The organism is Brevibacillus sp. IT-7CA2, from assembly GCF_949767855.1.
Taxonomy (GTDB): domain Bacteria; phylum Bacillota; class Bacilli; order Brevibacillales; family Brevibacillaceae; genus Brevibacillus.
The window spans coordinates 336843-356873 of record NZ_CATKQT010000044.1; the positions used below are offsets into that span (position 1 = coordinate 336843).

At 50.7% G+C, this 20031-nt stretch carries 19 protein-coding genes; 17 read left to right on the plus strand and 2 right to left on the minus strand.

Annotated elements, in window-relative coordinates; translation table 11 throughout:
• Positions 1–18 precede the first annotated feature (18 nt).
• The 11 genes from ACM6JA_RS21285 (at position 19) to ACM6JA_RS21335 (ending at position 9849) form a co-directional block, all read left to right on the plus strand.
• The gene (locus ACM6JA_RS21285; RefSeq protein ID WP_414853938.1) at positions 19–897 is read left to right on the plus strand and encodes a branched-chain amino acid ABC transporter permease; all 879 of its coding nucleotides are present in this window, start codon (positions 19–21) and stop codon (positions 895–897) included.
• A complete protein-coding gene (locus tag ACM6JA_RS21290) occupies positions 897–1925 on the plus strand; it encodes a branched-chain amino acid ABC transporter permease (protein WP_414853939.1) in 1029 nt (342 codons plus the stop codon). Before ACM6JA_RS21285 ends, ACM6JA_RS21290 begins: the two co-directional genes overlap by 1 nt.
• The gene (locus tag ACM6JA_RS21295; protein ID WP_414853940.1) at positions 1922–2683 is read left to right on the plus strand and encodes an ABC transporter ATP-binding protein; all 762 of its coding nucleotides are present in this window, start codon (positions 1922–1924) and stop codon (positions 2681–2683) included. Before ACM6JA_RS21290 ends, ACM6JA_RS21295 begins: the two co-directional genes overlap by 4 nt.
• Positions 2684–2705: 22 nt before the next feature.
• Positions 2706–3449 (plus strand): ABC transporter ATP-binding protein, encoded by a 744-nt coding sequence (locus ACM6JA_RS21300; protein ID WP_016741472.1) that lies wholly within the window; start codon positions 2706–2708, stop codon positions 3447–3449.
• Between the two features lie 34 nt (positions 3450–3483).
• Complete coding sequence (locus tag ACM6JA_RS21305) at positions 3484–4671, plus strand: ABC transporter substrate-binding protein (RefSeq protein WP_414853941.1); 1188 nt, start codon at positions 3484–3486, stop codon at positions 4669–4671.
• Positions 4672–4755: 84 nt separating this feature from the next.
• Positions 4756–5583 (plus strand): methyl-accepting chemotaxis protein, encoded by an 828-nt coding sequence (locus ACM6JA_RS21310; RefSeq protein ID WP_414853942.1) that lies wholly within the window; start codon positions 4756–4758, stop codon positions 5581–5583.
• Positions 5584–5698: 115 nt separating this feature from the next.
• Complete coding sequence (gene paaA / locus ACM6JA_RS21315; RefSeq protein ID WP_007728167.1) at positions 5699–6667, plus strand: 1,2-phenylacetyl-CoA epoxidase subunit PaaA; 969 nt, start codon at positions 5699–5701, stop codon at positions 6665–6667.
• Between the two features lie 10 nt (positions 6668–6677).
• On the plus strand, positions 6678–7010 hold the full coding sequence (gene paaB / locus ACM6JA_RS21320) for a 1,2-phenylacetyl-CoA epoxidase subunit PaaB (protein WP_039961367.1): 333 nt from the start codon (positions 6678–6680) through the stop codon (positions 7008–7010).
• A gap of 17 nt (positions 7011–7027) precedes the next feature.
• Positions 7028–7861 carry a 1,2-phenylacetyl-CoA epoxidase subunit PaaC gene (paaC, locus tag ACM6JA_RS21325; protein ID WP_414853943.1) on the plus strand — a complete coding sequence of 278 codons (834 nt, stop codon included), beginning with the start codon at positions 7028–7030 and terminating at the stop codon, positions 7859–7861.
• A 17-nt stretch (positions 7862–7878) separates the two neighbouring features.
• A complete protein-coding gene (paaD, locus tag ACM6JA_RS21330) occupies positions 7879–8382 on the plus strand; it encodes a 1,2-phenylacetyl-CoA epoxidase subunit PaaD (RefSeq protein ID WP_106656177.1) in 504 nt (167 codons plus the stop codon).
• 24 nt (positions 8383–8406) lie between these two features.
• Positions 8407–9849 (plus strand): NAD-dependent succinate-semialdehyde dehydrogenase, encoded by a 1443-nt coding sequence (locus tag ACM6JA_RS21335; RefSeq protein ID WP_048034702.1) that lies wholly within the window; start codon positions 8407–8409, stop codon positions 9847–9849.
• 136 nt (positions 9850–9985) lie between these two features.
• On the opposite strand, the gene ACM6JA_RS21340 is transcribed toward ACM6JA_RS21335, so the two are convergent.
• Positions 9986–10237, minus strand: coding sequence for a hypothetical protein (locus ACM6JA_RS21340; RefSeq protein WP_414853944.1), 252 nt, complete (start codon positions 10235–10237; stop codon positions 9986–9988).
• A gap of 169 nt (positions 10238–10406) precedes the next feature.
• On the opposite strand from ACM6JA_RS21340, the gene ACM6JA_RS21345 reads away from it, so the two are divergent.
• The 4 genes from ACM6JA_RS21345 to ACM6JA_RS21360 all read left to right on the plus strand — a co-directional run bounded on the left by ACM6JA_RS21345 (position 10407) and on the right by ACM6JA_RS21360 (position 13850).
• Positions 10407–11279 (plus strand): cytochrome c oxidase assembly protein, encoded by an 873-nt coding sequence (locus ACM6JA_RS21345; RefSeq protein WP_414853945.1) that lies wholly within the window; start codon positions 10407–10409, stop codon positions 11277–11279.
• 43 nt (positions 11280–11322) lie between these two features.
• Positions 11323–11781: a DUF420 domain-containing protein gene (locus tag ACM6JA_RS21350; protein ID WP_414853946.1), complete on the plus strand. Its 459-nt coding sequence runs from the start codon at positions 11323–11325 to the stop codon at positions 11779–11781.
• Between the two features lie 96 nt (positions 11782–11877).
• Positions 11878–12813, plus strand: a complete 936-nt coding sequence (gene cyoE / locus ACM6JA_RS21355; protein ID WP_007728155.1) for a heme o synthase — start codon at positions 11878–11880, stop codon at positions 12811–12813.
• A gap of 122 nt (positions 12814–12935) precedes the next feature.
• The gene (locus ACM6JA_RS21360; protein WP_414853947.1) at positions 12936–13850 is read left to right on the plus strand and encodes a COX15/CtaA family protein; all 915 of its coding nucleotides are present in this window, start codon (positions 12936–12938) and stop codon (positions 13848–13850) included.
• Between the two features lie 356 nt (positions 13851–14206).
• Here the strand turns inward: ACM6JA_RS21360 and ACM6JA_RS21365 are convergent, their stop codons facing one another.
• A complete protein-coding gene (locus ACM6JA_RS21365; RefSeq protein WP_414853948.1) occupies positions 14207–14956 on the minus strand; it encodes a hypothetical protein in 750 nt (249 codons plus the stop codon).
• A 172-nt stretch (positions 14957–15128) separates the two neighbouring features.
• Here ACM6JA_RS21365 and ACM6JA_RS21370 point away from each other — a divergent pair, with 172 nt between their 5' ends.
• Both ACM6JA_RS21370 and ACM6JA_RS21375 read left to right on the plus strand, forming a co-directional pair.
• The gene (locus ACM6JA_RS21370) at positions 15129–16370 is read left to right on the plus strand and encodes an exonuclease SbcCD subunit D (RefSeq protein ID WP_414853949.1); all 1242 of its coding nucleotides are present in this window, start codon (positions 15129–15131) and stop codon (positions 16368–16370) included.
• Positions 16367–20017, plus strand: coding sequence for an AAA family ATPase (locus ACM6JA_RS21375; protein WP_414853950.1), 3651 nt, complete (start codon positions 16367–16369; stop codon positions 20015–20017). The genes ACM6JA_RS21370 and ACM6JA_RS21375 overlap by 4 nt, the downstream gene beginning before the upstream one ends.
• The last annotated feature ends 14 nt before the right edge of the window (positions 20018–20031 follow it).

Genomic DNA, 20031 nt, shown 5'->3' on the forward strand with positions numbered 1-20031 from the left:
AGGGGGTACAGCACGAATATGACGGAATTGTTGCAGTACGTTGCAAACGGCCTCGTCAGTGGCGGGATTTACGCGATCGTAGCGGTTGGTTTCATCACGATTTACAACGTAAGCAAGGTGATTAATCTGGCGCAAGGTGAATTTTTGATGCTGGGCGGAATGGTCACAGTCGCCTTGATAGGCATGAATCTGCCGTATGGGTTGGCGGCATTGCTCGCGATCCTCATGGTCACTTTGATCGGAGTTTTGATGCAGAAATATGTAATCGCTAACGTAAAAAAAGCTAACCCAATTAGTTTGATTATTTTGACGATAGGCGTTTCGACACTCATTCGCGGCATTGCCAGCTTTATTTGGGGAAAAGATGCGTTTGCACTCGAACCGATTACGAGCAATGAGCCGATCTCGATCGGTGGCGTGATGATCGCACAACAAAGTATCTGGATTTTGGCTGCTGTTCTTATCATTCTTTTTCTACTTTGGTACTTGATGGACAAGACGATTCTCGGCAAAAAAATTAACGCCTGTTCGATCAACCCGATGGCAGCCCGCCTGATGGGGATTAGCCCGACAAAGATGAGTATGCTGGCCTTCGCCATCAGTGGAGCAACAGGAGCGATTGCAGGAATCGTGATCGCGCCGCTTTCCGTAACGTCCTACGATATTGGCGTGCTGCTCGGAATCAAAGGCTTTTCCGCGGCCATTCTTGGCGGACTGGGAAATCCATTGGGTGCAGCCGTAGCCGCCTTTTTACTCGGGATCGTCGAATCGCTGGGTGCTGGTTACATCAGCTCCGGTATGAAGGACGCGATCGCCTTTCTGGTGTTGATCGGCATGCTGTTGATTAAGCCATCCGGCATCTTTGGAGAACGTAGCGTTGGAAAAGGAGGGCTATGATGAAGCAGATCATCGATAAGTGGGGAAAAAGCATAGGAATCTACCTGTTTTTGATGATTCTTTTCCCATTCGTTATGCCGGATGAATACTATCGTTCTGTCGGAATTATTATCGGTCTTCAAGCAATCGTAACCATCGGGCTATGCCTCGTGATGGGACTGGCGGGACAAATTTCGCTGGGACAAGCAGCGTTTTGGGGGATAGGTGCCTATACCTCGGCAGTATTGACGACGAAGTACGGTTTGCCGCCATTTATTGGCCTCATAGCGGCTGCGATTGTTCCAGGGTTATTCGCCTTTATCCTCGGGCGGGCGATAGCGGGGCTGCAAGGCTACTACCTCGCGATGGCGACACTCGCATTTGGTTACATCGTCCAGATCGGGATTACGGAATGGGAGTCGGTCACCGGGGGAGCAAACGGGATGATCAGCATTCCGCAGATGACTTTCTTCGGTGGAAGCGAGCTATCCATGTACTTTCTGATTTGGGGAGTCGTCACCTGTGTGCTGCTCTTCTCACTCAACCTATTGAATTCACGCGTCGGCAGAGCGTTTCGGGCAATTCACAAAAGTGAGATTGCCGCGACCTCGATGGGAATTGATGTCCGCAAGTTCAAACTGAATGCTTTTGTGGTAAGCGGCATGTTCGCTGGCATTTCCGGCGGCCTGTACGCCCATTACATGGGAATTCTCGATCCGCAGCCGTTCGGACTGCACGAGTCGATCAAGTTTCTCACGATGGTCGTCATCGGCGGGATGACAAGCATCTGGGGCGCTTTGATCGGGACGATCCTGATTGGCTTTATCAGTGAAGGGCTGGTCCTCTTGAGTGAAGTGGTGCCGGGCTTGCAGGGGGATGTGGACACGATTGTATTCGGTGCGATTCTCGTGCTGATCGTTATGTTCATGCCAGAAGGATTGGTTCCGCGCATCCGGGCTACTTTCGAAAAAGGGCAGGCGAGAAAGGCGAAGGCCATGGCTGACGAAGCACAGCGAAAGCAGCAGGTGGAAAGGAAGGCTGCAACATGACAACACTTTTGGATGTGCAAAAGCTCTCTCGTGATTTTGGCGGTGTACGGGCAGTGAATCAAGTAGATTTTCAGGTGCGGGAAGGAGAGATTCTCGCGCTGATCGGTCCGAATGGCGCTGGGAAAAGCACCGTGCTCAACATGGTGTCGGGTGTGATCCCGCCTTCGGAAGGAGAGATTCACTTCAGCAGCCAGCCGTTGACACGTGTACAAGGCTACGAATATGCCGGAATGGGTATCACGCGAACCTTTCAAAACCTCCAGACCTTTGACGATATGACCGTCTTGGAAAACGTGAAGGTCGGCATGCATACCAAGACAAGCGCGAGTCTCTTTTCTTGCGGCATGAATCTCGCAAAGTCCCGCAAGGAAGAGAAGCTGATGCAGGAACAAGCACAGACGTGGATAGAGAATGTTGGGCTGGCAGAGGTAGCGTCCTCGCTGGCTGGGAGCTTGCCATACGGGAAGCTGCGGCTGATGGAAATTGCCCGCGCGATGGTAGCCAAGCCGCGGCTGCTCTTGTTGGACGAGCCTGCTGCGGGTCTGAATCATACAGAGACGGCGGAGATGAGCCGCATGTTTTGCGAGATTCGAGACAACGGAACGGCTATTTTGCTAGTGGAGCATGACATGGACATGATCATGACGATTGCGGACCGCATCGTTGTATTGGATCAAGGATCAAAAATCGCAGAAGGAACCCCGCGTGAGATTCAGGAGAACCCACGAGTGATTGCGGCGTATCTGGGTGCAGAATGAAGCGCGAAAGAGGTGGAACATGATGGGGAAGACAGTCCTTACAGTAGACAACATCACGGCTCGCTACGGTCCGGTAGAAGTGCTGCACGGCATTACTCTACAAGTGAACGAAGGCGAGATCGTCTCCCTGTTAGGCGCAAATGGGGCAGGAAAAACGACGCTTTTGAACTGTATCTGCGGTCTGCACGGCGACAAGGAAGGGAAGATTTGGTTTCGTGACGCGGACATTACGCGTGTCCCTGCGGAGCTGGTGGTACCCCGGGGCATGGCGCATGTACCGGAGCGCAGACAAATTTTTTCGACGCTGACCGTGGAGGACAATTTGTGGCTGGGTGCTTCGCATCGGATGCCAAAGACGAGCAAAAAGGAAATTGCCAAAGAAATGGAGACGGTGTATGAGCGTTTTCCCATTTTGGCAGAGCGGAAATGGCAGCTCGGGGGAACGCTTTCCGGGGGGCAACAGCAGATGCTCGCCATTGGCAGAGCGCTCTTGTCGCGACCACAGCTCCTCTTGTTGGACGAGCCTTCGCTAGGATTAGCTCCACTGATTGCCAAAGAAATCCTGACGATTGTGCAGGAGATTCGCTCGGAGTGGGGCACCACGGTGCTGTTGGTCGAGCAAAATGCTCGCGCAGCGCTCGCTATTTCCGACCGGGCTTACGTACTGAGTACGGGAACCGTCATGCTGGAAGGGAAGGCAGACGAGATTAGCAATGACCCGCGTGTACAATCTGCTTATTTGGGAAGCTCACATGAAGCTGTTTGACAAAGATAAACCACATACATGAGGGGGAACACCCATGAAAAAACGAACATTCAAAAAATGGCTATTTCCAGCAGCAGTCGCTTCGCTCGTATTCTTGAGCGCCTGTGGAGGCGGCGCTACGCCAGCAGCAGAGTCAGGCACTGGTGGCGCCAGTAAGGACCCGATCAAGGTCGGCGCTATTTTCTCGCTGACTGGTCCGAACAGTCCGCTCGGCGTACCGGAGAAGCAAGCGGTAGAGCTGTTGGTAAAAGAAATCAACGGCGCAGGCGGTGTGGATGGACGACCGGTGGAAGTCATTTTTGAAGACGACAAGTCTGACAATACGGAAGCGGTAAAAGCGATCAAAAAGCTCGCTTCGAAAGAAAAAGTCGTAGCTGTACTCGGCTCCTCAGGCAGTGGTCCGTCTCTCGGGATGGCTGAATATGCCGCAGCAGAAAAGCTCCCGCTGATCTCGATGGCAGCGGCAGACCAAATCACCAATCCGGTTCGTGCAGGCATCTACAAAACACCGCACACGGACGTACACGGAACGAAACGCATCTTCAAATATTTGAAGGAAAAAGGCATTACGAAAATTGCTACGCTCAATGACAGTAATCCATACGGAAGTGGCTGGACGACGCAGTTGCAAAAATATGCGCCTGAATACGGAATTACGATTGTAGCGGAAGAAAAATACGGCACAAAAGATCCGTCCATGAGCTCCCAATTGACCAAGATCAAAGGGACTGATGCGCAGGCACTGATTGTGGCAGGTACAAACCCTGGACCCGCTACAATTGTGAAGGAAGCCAAGCAACTGAACCTCACTATTCCGATTATTAGCAGCCATGGCTCTGCGAACAGCAAATTCCTCGAACTGATTGGAGACGCAGGCGAGGGTGTCCTGATGGTAGCTGGAAAACTGCTCATTCCTGAACAAGTAGCGGCAGACGATCCGCAATCTGCGATCATCAAAAAATTCGTGGATGGCTATCAAGCTGCCTACAATACACAGCCAGACGGCTTTGCGGGATACGGATATGACGGCTTGAATTTGCTCGTGGAAGGCTTGAAGCAAGCAGGCGGAGACGCTTCTAAACTGGGCGAAGTATTGGAAAAGGTAAAATACGTAGGGGTAACCGGAGAATTCAAGTTCACGGCTGATGATCATAACGGTCTGACAGAAGACAGTATGATCATGGTTGAAGTGAAGGATGGAAAATTCCAGCTCGTTAAATAAGTGAAAGAAGTTCGTTCCCTCCGCGTACTGAAGAAGAATGCGGGGGGAATCGTTGTTTTCATCACAAGGGTAGGAGGATCATGCATGTCTCAATTGCTGAATAGCGTCTTAATGGTCGCACCGATTTTACAAAAGGCATTTTTGTCCGAATGTATGGTAGGAGTCACCGACAAAGAGAAGTTTCTCGCCTATTATCCGGCACAGGGCTTGAACTTGGGAATTCGAGTAGGAGACGAATTGCGCCTGGGGAGTATCAATGCGACGGCGGTAAAAGAGGGCAAGCGGGTCGTGAAGAAGATTTCCAAAGAGCTCTACGGCATTCCTTATATCGCAGTTGGTTATCCGCTTGTCGAAAACGGACAAGTAGTTGGTTGCTTGGCGACAGGCGTGACAACCGATCAAGAGGATCGCTTACACGGCTTGGCTCAAAACTTGACTGAAGCGCTGGAAAATATCGCGCAGCACACAGAAAGTCTGGCAAAGGACGCGGACAATCTAGCGCAAGCGAGCCACACACTGAGCGATGCAGCCGGTCAATTAGGGCTGAAAATTGCAGAAACGACCCAGATTAACGAATTGATCCGCAATATCTCCACACGTTCCAATGTACTCGGCTTGAATGCTGTTCTCGAAGCGGCACGTGCAGGTGTTGCTGGTCGCGGCTTTTCCGTGGTCGCAGAGGAAATCCGTCAGCTTTCCCAGACGACCGCTACTTCAGCGAAGGGCATTTTCAGTCTATTAGATGAAATGAATGCACTCGTCGGGACGGTAACGGGCGAAATGGAGAAGACGATGAATCACAGCGTACAGCAGTCGACGCGAATACAGGAGCTGGATGCAGTCATGCAAGAGCTGCGGCATATGACCGAGCAATTGAAAAAGGCAGCAGAAATAACTGGGCGTGGAGAATAGGAGAGTCCCTATGTAAGCGTATTGCAAAAACGTATGACGTTATGATATTATTGCGTTATAAAAACGTATTATAATTTTATCATAATGCATATCTGATAAAAGGAGGGTGTTCTCCATGCAAATGAGGCTCGAACATGCCGATCTGACTGAAAACGAAAAGTTGGAAGCGTTTTTAGCGAGAATCGATCGCGGGGAAAAAATAGAGGCAGACGATTGGATGCCAGACGACTATCGCAGCCAGTTGATCAAGCTGATCTCGATGCATGGCATCAGTGAGATCATGGGTGCCTTGCCGGAAAAAGAATGGGTACCAAAGGCGCCGACACTGCGCAGAAAGCTGGCGATTATGGCGAAGGTCCAGGACGAGATGGGGCATGGTCAATTGCTGCTTCGCGTCGCAGAAGACTTGCTTGAGCCATTGGGCAAGACGCGCGAGGATATCATGAATGATTTGTTTTCGAAAAGACTGAAATTTCACAATGTATTCCACATGGAAGCGCCTACCTGGGCTGATGCTGGTGTGATTGGCTGGCTGGTTGACGGAGCAGCTATCATTACGCAATCGATGTCCCTCGATACATCTTATGCACCTTATGCCCGGGCTCTGCATCGGATCTGTGCGGAAGAAAAGTTCCACGCCCAGCACGGGGAGAGCATCGTCTTGGAGTTGGCAGAAGGCACCGATGAACAGCGCCAAATGCTGCAAGATGCCATTCATCGCTGGTGGCCAGCACTCTTGATGTTTTTCGGACCGCCGGAAAACGGCAACATTACGAGCAATCAGGAAGCCAACATGCGCTACAAGATTCGTACACAGACCAATGAAGAATTGCGCCAAGTATTCCTGAAAAAGTATTTGCCGCGTATTTTTCACCTTGGCTTCACAGTGCCAGACGATACGATTTACTTCGACGAGGCAGAAGACAAATGGGTCTACCAACAGCCTGACTGGGAAGAGTTCAAGCAAATCGTCAAGGGGAACGGACCTCGCTCTGCTCACCGTCTGAATCTTCGGGTAATGTCTTATGAGGAAACCAAATGGGTGCGCGACGCAATTATGTCGTACGGCCGACAAGTAGGGTAGGTGAATGTGGATGAGCAACGAGAACTTTTTCATATACGAAGTATTCAGCCAAAAAAGCGTAAATGCTCCGTTCGTCCAACAGTTCAGTTTGTTGGCACCCAATAAAGAAGTCGCATTGAGCATGGCGAGGGAGAATTTCTTACGCCGTGAGCCTTGTTTTAATTTGTGGGTAGTCAAGCGCGACGACATTTTTGGACTGCCGCCAGAGGAGCGCCCTTTCCTAGAAAGACTCGACAACAAGAGCTATCGGGAGACCAAAGGGTACGGCGACTTGCAGTCGAGATGGCGCAACCATCGCGAGCAGTATGAAGAAAAACAGAAGCATGCAGGCAACGGCAGTTAAGCAGGAGGGATACAATCATGGGCGACCGTTTACATGTAGAAACAGTGGAAGCAGCAAAACAAAACCCGTCATTTGCAAAAGCCTTGACCGACCTGTTGTTCCAGCTTGCTGATGACGATTTTATATTGGCGTATCGCGGATCGGAATGGCTTGGGCTTGCTCCGCATATTGAAGAAGATGTGGCGTTTTCGTCGATGTCTCAGGACATGATGGGCCATGCCGTGATGTTTTATGAAATGCTTGAGCAACTAGGGGTTGGCAAAGCAGACGATCTCGCACAGCTGCGCGAGGCGAAGGCGTTTTCCAATGCGATCTTGATAGAGCGTAAAAACGGCGACGGCGAATACAACGATCATCCTCATTACGATTGGGCTTATGCGATTGTTCGCAGCTATGTATACGGCTTATACAAGCAGGTTCGCTTGGAGGCACTTACGCAGTCGTCATACACACCACTCGCGCTGGTCAGTCGCAAAATGATGACAGAGCATCGCTATCATCTGATGCACTGGCAAGTTTGGTTGAAGCAATTGGCGAACAGTACGTCTGATGCGCGTCAGAAGCTGGAGGCAGCCATTGCAGAAGTTTGGAAGGATGCCGGGGAGCTGCCTCATCTTGGACCAAACGAGGGCGATATCGTTCAATTTGGCCTGATTGCAGAAGAAGAGCAACTGAAACAAAAATGGCTGACACTGACCAAAGACATTTTCGAAAAAGCAGGACTCAACTGGTCGGGTGAGCCAGGAGTGCCACAAGAACGCGGCCGTCACGGTGAACATACTGCTGATCTGGTGCAAGCTTTGGCTACCTTGTCTGAAGTGTATCGCATTGATCCGGCTGCAGGCTGGTAAAAAGGAGTGATTCTCTCATGGCGCAAGAAGAACTGCAACTGCATGAAGGGCTTGAAGCGACATGCTGGGAACTGCTGCAGCAAGTAACGGATCCCGAAATTCCGGTGATCAGCATGGTGGAGATGGGGATGATTCACAAAGTGCGCGTCGAGGCAGACGTCGTACACGTCGAGGTGCTCCCTACCTTTGTCGGCTGTCCGGCACTCGAGATCATGAAGAAGAACATCACAGAAAAGCTGGTGGAGGCAGAAGGAATCAATCAGGTTCAGGTAGCGTTCGTCTATGATCCAGCCTGGACATCAGATCGTATCGCCTTGGATGCTCGCGATAAGCTGAAAAGCTTTGGCATCGCGCCGCCACCGCTTGACTTCAAACCGGGAGATACATGGGAAGTGGCCTGTCCCTATTGTGATTCCCCGTATACACAAATGGAAAATTTGTTTGGCCCTGCTGCTTGTCGAAGTATTTTGTATTGCCGGCACTGTAAAAATCCGTTTGAGGCCCTAAAACCAATTTATTGAGAGAGATTGAGAGGAGCGAATGTCATGGGAGAGTACAAGCAAATGTTTATTAATGGAGAATGGGTGACTGCCGAGAGTGGCGAGTCTATTCAGATTACGAATCCTGCTACAGGTGAAACAGTTGGAACAGTAACCTTCGGCGATGGGCGTGATGCCAACAAGGCCATCGACGCTGCTCATCAGGCATTTGCAAGCTGGTCTCGACTGACTGCTCGCGAGCGCGCCAAATATTTGTACAACTTGTCCGAGCTGGTGAAAAACAATCGGGATGAACTGGCGGGCATCATTTCTGCAGAAATGGGTAAGCCTTTGGGCGAGGCAAAAGGCGAAGTGCTGGGTGCCGCTGATAACTTTGTCTGGTACGCAGAAGAAGCCAAGCGTGTCAACGGAGAAACGATCCCATCCTCGGTTGCGAACAAGCGCATCATGGTGCTGCGTCAGCCTGTAGGAGTGGTAGGGGCGATTACCCCGTGGAACTTCCCAGTGAACATGGTTGCACGTAAGATCGCTCCGGCTTTGGCTGCGGGCTGCACGGTGGTTTTAAAGCCAGCAGAAAGCACGCCGCTGTCTGCGATTCGCATGTTTGAGCTGATTGAGCAGGCTGGCTTTCCAAAAGGTGTCGTAAACCTCGTCATTGGAAATCCTGAGTCAATTGGGAAGGAGTTCATCGACAATCCGAAGCTCTCCAAAATCGGATTTACAGGCTCCACTCGTGTCGGCAAGCTGCTGATGGAGGGCGCGGCAAAGCAAGTGAAGCGCGTCAGCATGGAGCTTGGCGGTCACGCACCGTTCATCGTATTCCCGGATGCCGATCTGGATGCAGCTGTAAAAGGTCTGTTTGAGAGCAAGTTCCGCAACTCCGGTCAAATGTGCATTTGCACGAACCGTCTGTACGTTCATGAGGATGTCGCAGATGCGTTCACAGAAAAGCTGGTAGAGCGTCTGAAGCGTGCGAAGGTAGGCGATGGACGCCAGAAAGAGACGGAGATCGGTCCACTGGTGAACGAGCGTGCCTTGAACAAGGTGCTCGAGCATATCGAGGACGCCAAGGACAAAGGCGGGCAAGTGGTATACGGCGGAAATCGTTTGGTTGAAGGTGATTATGCGAAGGGCTTCTATTGCGAACCGACCTTGCTTGCTGGCGTTACATCGGATATGAAAATCTCTTTTGAGGAAACGTTCGGTCCTGTCGTTCCACTCGTGCGTTTTACAGAGGAAGCGGATGTCGTACAGATGGCAAACGACACACGTTACGGCTTGGCTGCTTATGTGTACACTCGCGATAATCAGCGTTGCTTCCGTATGGCTGAGCTCCTTGAATACGGAATTGTTGGGATCAATGACGGATCGCCAACCCAGACACAAGCGCCGTTTGGCGGTTTCAAGGAAAGTGGTATCGGTCGCGAGGGTGGCCGCTACGGAATGGATGAGTATTTGGAAACCAAGTTCGTTTCCTTTGGACTGTAAAATAAGAAGAGAAGAAGAGTTCAGACAAGATCTGGACTCTTCTTTGTTTTCATATAGGAAAGGTTTTAAAAGGTACTGATGAACCAATAACGCTGGTGAGAAGAAAAAGCACAGGGCTCGAAGACCTTGACAACGCCTACTCAGTCGGAACTTCCAAAAGGGGACCACGCTTGTCGAACACTTCTTCCTTGAGAAACTTCCGCCCGTAGGGTGGCTTTGGCTCGACGGTGCCCTTTTGGAAGTGGAGACGGACAGTCAATCCCCCATGCTGGCGTGTCAGAGTCGAAGAGAACTGTGCTTTTTCTTCTCCTCCACTATGTTGACTCCACTCATAAGGAGCTTGTTTTGTGTAAATTTTGTGAATTGTATTGTTCAACACTTTGTTCATTTTTGTCTACAAAGAAAAAGGGAATCAACGGTATAATGGAGATTGGATCAAGGGCAACATTTAATAGATAAAAATTGGTATTTCATATTGACACAAAACGTACATATGACGACGCCCAGCGAGCGGGGTATCGTCCAAGATTTTACATTTTGGAAGGGAGGATATAAAGATGGGAAATGAACATCAAATGCACGAGATGTCACCGGCTACCGGATCAGCAACCTTTTCGGATTTATGGAGTCCGGATGTGATGCTTTTGTCGTTGCTTGTGACTACTGTCTACTTTCTCGTAACAGGTCCTATGCACAAACGTTTTGAAAACGCTACACCGGCGACTGGCAAGCAAAGATTACTTTTTGTGTTGGCAATCGTGTTGTTTTACGCTGCACAAGGAAGCCCTATCAGTTATTACGGCCATCATTACATGTTTAGTTTGCACATGCTTCAACAATCGATCTTGTACTTTGCCCTGCCACCGCTTATGCTCCTGGCAATGCCTGAATGGCTTTTGGCCAAGATTTTCCGTCCGAAAGCGCTGAGGTTCATCCTAAACTCTTTGACACATCCGTTAGTAGCAGCGCTGTTGTTCAACTCACTGTTTTCGTTTTACCATGTTCCGTTTATTTTTGATGCCGTCGCGATCAACCATGAGTGGATGACGTTTTATCATGTCATTCTCGTGATTGCGGCATTTGCGATGTGGTGGCCAATTGTGAGTCCGTTGTCTGATAACAAGCGACAACTGGCCGGATTGAAAAAGCTGTCGTACGTTTTTGCAAACGGTGTCTTGATTACGCCAGCCTGTGCGCTGATTATTTTTGCCTCGGAACCGCTGTACGCTACGTATATAGCTGCTCCACAGCTATTCGAGAGTCTCGACGCGTTTAACGACCAGCGTCTTGGCGGAATCATTATGAAGCTGGTACAGGAGCTTGTTTACGGCTGTGTGCTGGCCTATGTCTTCTACCATTGGTACAAGGCAGAGAAGCAGGACGACATGCCGATGGATCAATCTTTCGGTGCTGAAAAACCGACTTTTTAAATACGCGCGAACAGCAGAAACGTTTCTAGAATGAGGTGAAAAAATGGGGCTCTTATTGCCTACGGTAAGTACGGCTTTTATCGTCATTAGCGGAATTCTCGTTGCGATTGGTTGGTATGCCATTGCGAAAAAGCAAGTAGAAAAGCATATGAAGATTATGAAATGGGCTGCGATCTGTGCCACGATCTTCTTTATCACGTATGTTTCCAGAACGGCGTTTATCGGAAACACGCATTTTGGCGGACCAGACAGTATCAAGCCAATCTATCAGACATTCTTGTTCTTCCACATCGTTCTGGCAACAGTCGGTGGTGTGATGGGTCTGATTACACTCAGATACGCTTACACGAAAAACTATGCTTCGCATCGTAAAATCGGTCCTTGGACGTCCATTGTGTGGTTTGTCACTTCCATTACAGGAGCTACGGTTTATCTGTTGCTGTACTGGGTTTATCCAGGTGGCGAGACGTCTGGCGTGCTGGATGTAATTTTTGGTAAGTAATCGTTTTAGTAGTTTTTTGGGCATTGGATACAATGTAGTTAGTTTATCCAGTCATGATTCGGATGTTCAGATAGAAGGAAACAGGAGGTACAAAACGTGGACCAGCAAATGACCGTGCAGGAATCGCTTGATGCCGATGCTTCTTTGCAGACACAGCCGGTAGGGCCAGCTACCTTAGGGGATTACGTCCAACTAACGAAGCCTGGCATTACCCTGTCAAACTTGATGACCACTTTTGCTGCTTTATGGTTAGCGTCCTACGGTTATCCGAACTGGAAACTGGCTCTATTTACCATGCTAGGAACCGCTTTGGTCATTATGTCGGGTGCGGCTTTAAATAATTTCTACGACCGTGATCTGGACAAAAAAATGAAGCGGACGCAAAATCGTGCAGTAGCGACCGGAAGAATTTCTGCACGTAACGCGATCCTCTTAGGAATTGGCCTGCTGTTGGCAGGGGTTACTGTGTTGGCTGTATATGCGAATCCCTTGGCGGCGGTTTGGGGATTGATCGGTCACATTTTTTACGTGCTGATTTACACGCCGCTGAAACGAGTGACAACTCTCAATACGGTGATTGGCGGTATTTCAGGTGCAGCTCCTCCGGTGATTGGGTGGGTAGCGGTAACAGGCACCATGGACATGACTGCTTGGCTGTTGTTCCTGGTCTTGTTCTTGTGGCAGCCCCCCCATTTTTTGGCGTTGGCCATGCTCAAAACAGAAGAATACCGTGCAGGTAATCTGCCGATGCTACCGGTAGTAAAAGGCTTTGCCGAGACGAAGCGACAAATGGTGCTGTGGGGTTCGGTGTTGTTCCCAGCTTCTTTGCTGCTGTTTGTCCATGCTAGCCTAGGCTATGTGTATTTGCTCGTCATGGGCGTGATGGGGATTGTGTACATGGTTCTGCTTTTACAAGGGTTCAAAACCAAGGATGATCTTGCTTGGGCACGTAAACTGTTCGGCTTTTCCATCCTTTATTTGACCGTATTTTGTGCAGCGATCGTCATTAGTACCATGGTCAACTATTATTGACACGAAACACTCACTAAATGTTCACGGAACATCCCTTGCTTAGCAGGGGATGTTTCATTATCGTAAGAGAGGACATAGAACGAGGTGTTGTTTGATCCTCACAAGAAACAGGGTGAATTACTATGGAAAAATGGCTAAAGCCGTTAGCTTTTCTTGCTACCTTGATCATGTTTATCGTGATGGTAGCCGGTTCGCTTGTTACAAAGACAGATTCAGCACTCGGCTGTGGAAATGACTGGCCGCTGTGCAACGGTAAATGGGTTCCGGAATATACGTTGGCATCCATTATTGAATATTCTCATCGCCTGATTACAGGTGTTGCCGGTATTGTTGTTGCGATTTTCTCTGTACTTAGCTGGCGCTATTACAAAGGCAACCAAGAAGTTCGCAATCTCGCTATTTTTGGTTTGTTTTTCATCGTAGTGGAGTCCATTCTCGGCGCTTCTGCCGTTATTTGGCCACAGTCCTCATCTGTTTTGGCTCTGCACTTCGGATTCTCCTTGCTTGCTTATTCAGGCGTGTTCTTGTTGAGTGTGTTCGTTTATCAGCGAGAAAAAACGCAAAGCTTGGTGAAAACGACCGTCTCAAAAGGCTTCCGCAACTGGATGTGGTTCGTCGCTATTTATACGTACGCTGTCGTTTATCTCGGAGCGTATGTCAGACATACGGGTTCAAGTATGGCATGCAGTGACTGGCCGCTGTGTCAGGGACAGGTCATCCCAGAGTTGTACGGACAGACCGGTATTCATTTTGCCCACAGAATCGCTGCGTTGGTGTTGGGATTCTTGTTGTTGGGGACAATGATTTACTGCATACGTCATTTCAAGGAAAAACGGCGTGACTTGTACGGTGCAAGTATCCTGAGCTTTATTCTTTGCATCGCACAGGTGTTCAGCGGCGGCTTCGTAATTATCTACAAGCTTCACCTGTACGCTACGCTGACTCACTCCATGATTATCACGATTTTGTTCGGGATCATCTGCTACATGTGCTTGCAGACGTTGAAGTCACCGACAAATGAAAAGCTGCACTCCTGATTCGTGGAGGGCAGCTTTTTTATTATATAGCTGTAGTGGTGGGGAAGAAGCGCATTTCCAGTCTACGCTTCGGCCTACGCCCCGCAAGGGGTAATCACTGTCCACTCCGAAATGAATGCACTTCTTCCTACGTGACCTTTATTAAATATCTTGCGAGTAAATTCAAGAAGCTATCTGTCCCTACTTTCACAATGATGTAAAAGCATCGGATCAGATACACAGCTGTTGGGAAATCCTGTCACATGTTCGGAAGGAGACCGCCCGAACGCAGAGAGGAAAAAGGCGAGTGGAGAACATGTGGCAGGTCTTCGTCCCCACCCCAACCGATAGAGGACAGCGAATTACGAACCGTCAGGCTATTGCCCTGGCGGTTTTCCTGCATTCAAAGGAACAAAAACACCATTTTCCCAACGATACATTTGCAAAGCAGTCTCAGGCTTGCCCGGCAGTAGTTCACCTGTATCCGGGTTTAGCTCCTGCTTCGTTTGCCAGTGGTAGAGCAGTGGTTTTGCTTCGTCATCATGTACGATTTGATAGCTGCCGACAGTCCGAAAAAGTTGACCACCCGGCACGGAAACCGTTTCCCGCAGCAGTCCTTCCCATGCTTTGACCAACCGACCTTTGTCCAAATACCATAGATTCGCCTCGTAGACCGATACGCCTGATCCGCCAGTATGCTGGACTGTTTCAAAAACCCGTTTTCCTGCGAGCAGACGCGGTTCATCTTCCGCGTTCTTATCAATCGCGGGGAAATTCACTTCACGTGTATAGTCCCAATGGTCCAATTGCAGGCGCGGTGGATTCCATTCCTCTTCTGCAATGAGGGCATACGTACGATCTGGCCTTTGATCCAAAATGTAAAAGTTACCGATATGTACGCTGCCGTTATGCTTGGCGACAATTTCAGGTTCCGGGTCATCATCGAGATTGACGAGCTGAAAATCAAAGTTGTCGGTCTCAATTGAATGTTTGGCTTGTTTGTTAATCCATTCCATCACTTGTGATGTGGTAGGCTCCTTGGACGCAAGGGGCGCAGGGGTGGCTTGGACGAGATAAGGGGCGGCAAGTACAGCTGTTAAGCTGATTAGCAGGCGGGAATTACGCAACGGTAACGAGCTCCTTTCCGGGATGAGATCGATCAATCACGACCCTTTCAGTTGGAAGACGAGCAGTCAGGAGCAAAAGTTACGGGGAAGTGGAGTAAATTTCAACCGCGAACAGCGCTGTCTTTTGTTACAATGAAAAGCAAACACATGATCGTGGAGAGTGATAGGAGTTATGCGGATATTACATACAGCCGACTGGCATTTCGGGCGGCAGCTGGAAGGGCGGGACCGCCGGACTGAGCAAGCAGCATTTGTGGACGAGCTCTGTCACATAGCTGATGAGCGGGAAGTAGATTTGGTACTCATTGCTGGGGATGTGTATGATTCGGTCAATCCGCCTGCTTGGGCGGAAGAGCTTTTTTATGATGCATTGGAGCGCTTGTCTTCGGAAGGCAGGCGAGGTGTTGTCGTGATCGCGGGGAACCATGACCAGCCTGAGCGGGTGCGAGCAGCAGCGCCACTTGCTACAAAGCACGGGATCGTTTTGTTGGGCTTGCCGAAGGAAGCACCATTGCTAACACAGGAAGTATCATCTGATCGCGTGCAAATTGTGCAGGGAGGCCCTTCTTGGCTGGAAATGAAGATTCCCGGCTGTGCTGCGAATGCAGTAATTTTGGCCTTGCCTTATCCTTCTGAATCGCGATTAAAGGAGCTGTTGAGCGAAAGCTTTACTCAGGAGCAGATGCAGCTTGCTTTTTCCGAGCGCATTGCGCAATTGCTCGCTGATCTGTCTGTTCATTTTCGCGAGGATACGGTCAACCTGGTCACGAGTCACTTGTTTGTCATGGGCGGTAAGGAAACAGATTCCGAGCGACCGATTCAAATTGGGGGAGCGTTGACTGTACCGCCGCAGGCTTTTCCAAAGGACGCTGATTATGTGGCGCTCGGCCATCTCCATCGACTGCAAAAGCTCAGTGACAAGCCGTTGGTGCGTTACAGCGGCTCACCGATTTCGTACAGCTTTTCCGAAGCAGGTCAGAGCAAGGCAGTCGTACTGGTCGAGGTGGAGCCAGGGCAAGAAGTGCGTGAGGAGATCATTTATTTGACGAGCGCACGGCCATTGGCACGGTGGAAAGCAACGGAGGGAATCGAACAAGTAGAGCGCTGGTTGGCAGAGGGACGCGATGCAGGGGCGTGGATTGACTTGGAGCTGCATGTATCTGGCGTGATCGACCCGGCAGAATTTCAGCGTGTCCGCAAGCTTTCGGATGATTTCTTGAAAATACAGCGTGTTGTCGTGAGGGAAGAGCGTGAGGAGGAAGAGGAACAGCGGGTCGAACTGACAGAGCTTTCGTCCGATCAATTGTTCAAGCGCTTCTATGAACGGAGACGGGGAGCAGAGCCGGATGAGCAGCTGGTGGCCTTGTTCCAGCGTCTATTGGCAGAAACCGGAGGAGAGGGGGAAGAAGAGTGAGACCGATACGATTGAAGCTGGCAGGGATGCACAGCTATCGAGAAATGCAAGAGGTCGATTTCGAAATGCTATGTCAGGCGGGATTGTTTGGGATATTCGGCCCGACTGGAAGCGGGAAATCGACGATCTTGGACGCGATCACGCTAGCGTTGTACGGGCAGGTCGTCCGGTTGGGCGGGGGTAACCACCCGAAAGAAGTGCTGAACCAGCTGGAGCAGCGCATATTCGTTTCTTTTACCTTTGAGCTGGGGACTGGCGATGAGCGCAAGCAATATACGGTGGAACGAGAATTTGGTCTGGATAAAAAGGGGAACAAGCGACAGCCGGAAGTGAGGCTGATTCAGTCGGGAGCCTTGACGGGAGAGCCGGATGTCGTATTGGAGTCCAAAGCCACGTCTGCGACAGCCGCGATTGAGGCATTGATTGGTCTCACTTTGCAGGATTTTACCCGGGCGGTCGTTTTGCCACAGGGTCAATTTTCCCGCTTCTTGACGCTGAAGGGCAGTGAACGCAATGAAATGCTGCAACGGATGTTCCGCCTACATATTTATGGGGAAAAGCTGAGTGAGCGCGTACGGCATGCTCTGGAGCAGGTCAAGGAACAGATGCATCGTTTGCAACTGGCGAGTGCAGCTCTGGGTGACGCAGGTCCGGAAGCCTTGGAGCTGGCGAGACAAACGTGGGAGGAAGCTGCGCAAAAAGAGCAGGAATTCACCCAGCAAAAACAGGAGCTGGCCGGGAAGCTAAAGGAGCTGGAGCAGCTGAACCAGTGGCATCAGGAGCTATTGCATGTCCAGGCGCAACTACAGCAGCAGGAAGCAAATGAAGCGGAAATGGCATCCCTAACGGCGAAGATTCGTGAATGGGAGTCGAGTATTCGACTGTGGCCAATAGTCCAGCAATATGAGCGTTTGGATCAGGAATGGCACGCGACCGGTGCGGCATTGGAACGCAGCCGCGAACAGCAGGAGAGTGCTCGTTTGGCCGTAGATGAGGCAGAGCAAGCGTATCAGAAGGTTCATGCCGAGTTGGCTGTACAGGAGCCGTTACTGATTCAGCAAAAGGGTAGGCTGGTACAGGCGCAGGAGTGGGAAGAGGAGCTAAAGGCGATCCGGGAAGAGTGGACAGGTCTGGAGCGAGAGTGGAATGAAGTGTCAGTCGCCTTGACCAACATAGAACAACAGCTGGAAAAGGATGAAGCCGACTTAAAAAACTGGGAGCTTGCGTGGGCGGATCTGCAAGAACAGATGAAGCAGGTCACGGTCTCTCCTGAATGGCGTGCACAAATAGCAGCAGCCAGAGAAGCGAAGCAGCAGTGGGAGCGGGACCATGCCAAGGTACGTGAGCTGGAAAAAGAACAACTCGCAGCACAGGAGCACATTCAGGCGGCAACCCATACTGCCGATGAGCACAAGCGCAGCTGGGAAGCGTGTGCGAATCGCTTGGTACAAAAAAGAGAAGCGCTGGCAGCACCAGCTGACTCGGCTTTGATGAGCGAAGCAGAATGGGAGAAAGCAAGGAATGTACTGGCAGACATGAAGCAGGTAGGTCGCCAGTGGCGGGAAGTATTACAGGCTTTCTCATCCTGGCAGGAGAAGTCGCAACACATCGTCCAGGAGCGTAAGCAGTTGGATGAGCGCAATCAAGAGCTGACTCGGGCAGTAGAGGCAAGCGAAGCACTTGTGAAGAGTCAGTTGGCCCAACGAGATGAGCTGCGTCAGGAATGGGAACGCTGGCAGCAGGAAAACATGGCGCGATTTTTGCGCGAACGTTTAGAGGAAGGCAAGGAGTGTCCGGTATGTGGTTCCGAACACCACCCACACGGCCACCAGAACGATACAAAAGCGTCTGAAGTGGGGACGGAGGGTGATGCGCTGCGTGCCCGAATCAAAGCGTCAGAAGAGGCTTTGCGTGCGGCTGAACAAGAAGCAGGCAAGACCAAGGAAGCTTGGTTGGCAGCAAAGGGAGCGCTTGCTGCTTTTGATGAGCGCCTAGCAAGCGTAAAGGCTGAACAGGAACAGCTGGAAGCGCGCTTGGAAACGATTAAGGCAGAGTGTCGCGGGTACGGACAGCTTTGGATCGTGGATTCTTTTGAAGAGCTTCTCGCTGTCTATCAGCGCGAGGAAAAAGAACTGATCGCCAAGCAAGCGGAAAGAGAGCAACTAAAAGCAGAGCGTGAGCAATTGCAGCAGCAGCTGGAGACCTTGCGTGAGGAAGAAGCGGAAAAGAAACGCTTGATGGAGCGGAGCACGCTGTTGCTCGAGCAGGCACAGAAGGCAATCGATGAGAATAAAGCGCGTATGGACGCTGCTTTCACGCAAGAAAAGCATTCCAGAGAAGAGCTGGACGCGAAGCGCAATGAGCTTCCCATCGAGGAAATCGAACAGCGGTACGAGGAAATCGGAAAATCAGATCGCCGTTTGGCAGAACTGCAGCAGGTACGATCAGAGAAAGAAACACTGCGTGGAAAGCTGACGATGCAAGTAGAAGCCGCCAAGTCGCGCAAGATAGAGGGCAAATCACGGGAAGCGGCGCTGAAGGAAAAGCTTGAAGATAGAAAGCGTATGTGGGAACAAAAGCATGCCCAATGGCTGGAGCGCACAGGGGGACTTACTGCGCAGGAGTGTTTGATGCGGGTAGAGGATTCTCTCCTCGGTTTGCGTCAAGCAGTCACGCTGGCAGAGACAAAGCGCAAAGAAACAGCCGAAGCGCGGGAAACGGTGCAAAACAATCTGGTCAAGTATTCGGAGACGCTAGCCATCCTCACACGGCAACGCACGGAAGCTCACGAGACATTGTACCAGGGCTTGCAGGAAACAGGTCTCGGTACTGTTGAGTATGTACGGGAGCGGTACGCAGAGCGCGAGCAATTGCCACAGGCACAGGAACAAGTCGAGGCTTACACGCGAATCGCAGGGCAGCTTCGTTACGAGGAAGAAAGGCTACAGCAAGCAGTAGCAGGACGTTCGTTTACACAGGAAGAGCTCACCATCGCAAAAGAGGCGTGGGATCAATGGGAGCAAGCCTTCCAGGAGGCGCAAAAGCAAGTCGCTGTCGCTAAAGAGCACGTGGATCGCATGGAAAAAAATCATGACAAATGGCAAGAGCTTCATAAAGAGATGGTACAGCAGCAGGATGAGCAGAGCCGCTTGGAAGAGTTGAAAAAGTTATTCGAAGCCAAGGCGTTTGTCCAGTTCATTGCGGAGGAAAAACTGGTAACAATCGCAAGAGACGCTTCCTATCACCTAAAGCGGATGACCGCCAACCGTTACGGGCTGGAAATCGGGGACGAGGGCGAATTTGTTTTGCGGGATGAGGGAGCTGGAGGAATGCGCCGTCCAGTAAGCACATTATCTGGAGGGGAAACATTCCTGACCTCCTTATCGCTGGCTCTTGCCCTGTCGATGGAGATTCAAATGCGTGGCGGGCGTCTGGAGTTTTTCTTCTTGGACGAAGGCTTTGGGACACTCGATCCGGAGCTTTTGGAAGTCGTTATGGATGCGCTTGAGCGACTGCGCATGGACGATTTCACCATCGGGGTCATTAGCCACGTCCCGGAAATACGTGTGCGCATGCCGCGTCGTCTAATCGTGACACCTGCAGAACCGATGGGAAAAGGCAGCATGCTGCATCTGGAAATGGAGTAGGGAAGGGGAAAAAT

Bases quoted from the DNA above. Each gene is read 5' to 3' on its own strand.
- ACM6JA_RS21285 (WP_414853938.1), top strand. From the start codon at position 19: ATGACGGAATTGTTGCAGTACGTTGCAAACGGCCTCGTCAGTGGCGGG.
- ACM6JA_RS21290 (WP_414853939.1), top strand. From the start codon at position 897: ATGAAGCAGATCATCGATAAGTGGGGAAAAAGCATAGGAATCTACCTG.
- ACM6JA_RS21295 (WP_414853940.1), top strand. From the start codon at position 1,922: ATGACAACACTTTTGGATGTGCAAAAGCTCTCTCGTGATTTTGGCGGT.
- ACM6JA_RS21300 (WP_016741472.1), top strand. From the start codon at position 2,706: ATGGGGAAGACAGTCCTTACAGTAGACAACATCACGGCTCGCTACGGT.
- ACM6JA_RS21305 (WP_414853941.1), top strand. From the start codon at position 3,484: ATGAAAAAACGAACATTCAAAAAATGGCTATTTCCAGCAGCAGTCGCT.
- ACM6JA_RS21310 (WP_414853942.1), top strand. From the start codon at position 4,756: ATGTCTCAATTGCTGAATAGCGTCTTAATGGTCGCACCGATTTTACAA.
- paaA (WP_007728167.1), top strand. From the start codon at position 5,699: ATGCAAATGAGGCTCGAACATGCCGATCTGACTGAAAACGAAAAGTTG.
- paaB (WP_039961367.1), top strand. From the start codon at position 6,678: ATGAGCAACGAGAACTTTTTCATATACGAAGTATTCAGCCAAAAAAGC.
- paaC (WP_414853943.1), top strand. From the start codon at position 7,028: ATGGGCGACCGTTTACATGTAGAAACAGTGGAAGCAGCAAAACAAAAC.
- paaD (WP_106656177.1), top strand. From the start codon at position 7,879: ATGGCGCAAGAAGAACTGCAACTGCATGAAGGGCTTGAAGCGACATGC.
- ACM6JA_RS21335 (WP_048034702.1), top strand. From the start codon at position 8,407: ATGGGAGAGTACAAGCAAATGTTTATTAATGGAGAATGGGTGACTGCC.
- ACM6JA_RS21340 (WP_414853944.1), bottom strand. From the start codon at position 10,237: ATGAACAAAGTGTTGAACAATACAATTCACAAAATTTACACAAAACAA.
- ACM6JA_RS21345 (WP_414853945.1), top strand. From the start codon at position 10,407: ATGGGAAATGAACATCAAATGCACGAGATGTCACCGGCTACCGGATCA.
- ACM6JA_RS21350 (WP_414853946.1), top strand. From the start codon at position 11,323: ATGGGGCTCTTATTGCCTACGGTAAGTACGGCTTTTATCGTCATTAGC.
- ACM6JA_RS21360 (WP_414853947.1), top strand. From the start codon at position 12,936: ATGGAAAAATGGCTAAAGCCGTTAGCTTTTCTTGCTACCTTGATCATG.
- ACM6JA_RS21370 (WP_414853949.1), top strand. From the start codon at position 15,129: ATGCGGATATTACATACAGCCGACTGGCATTTCGGGCGGCAGCTGGAA.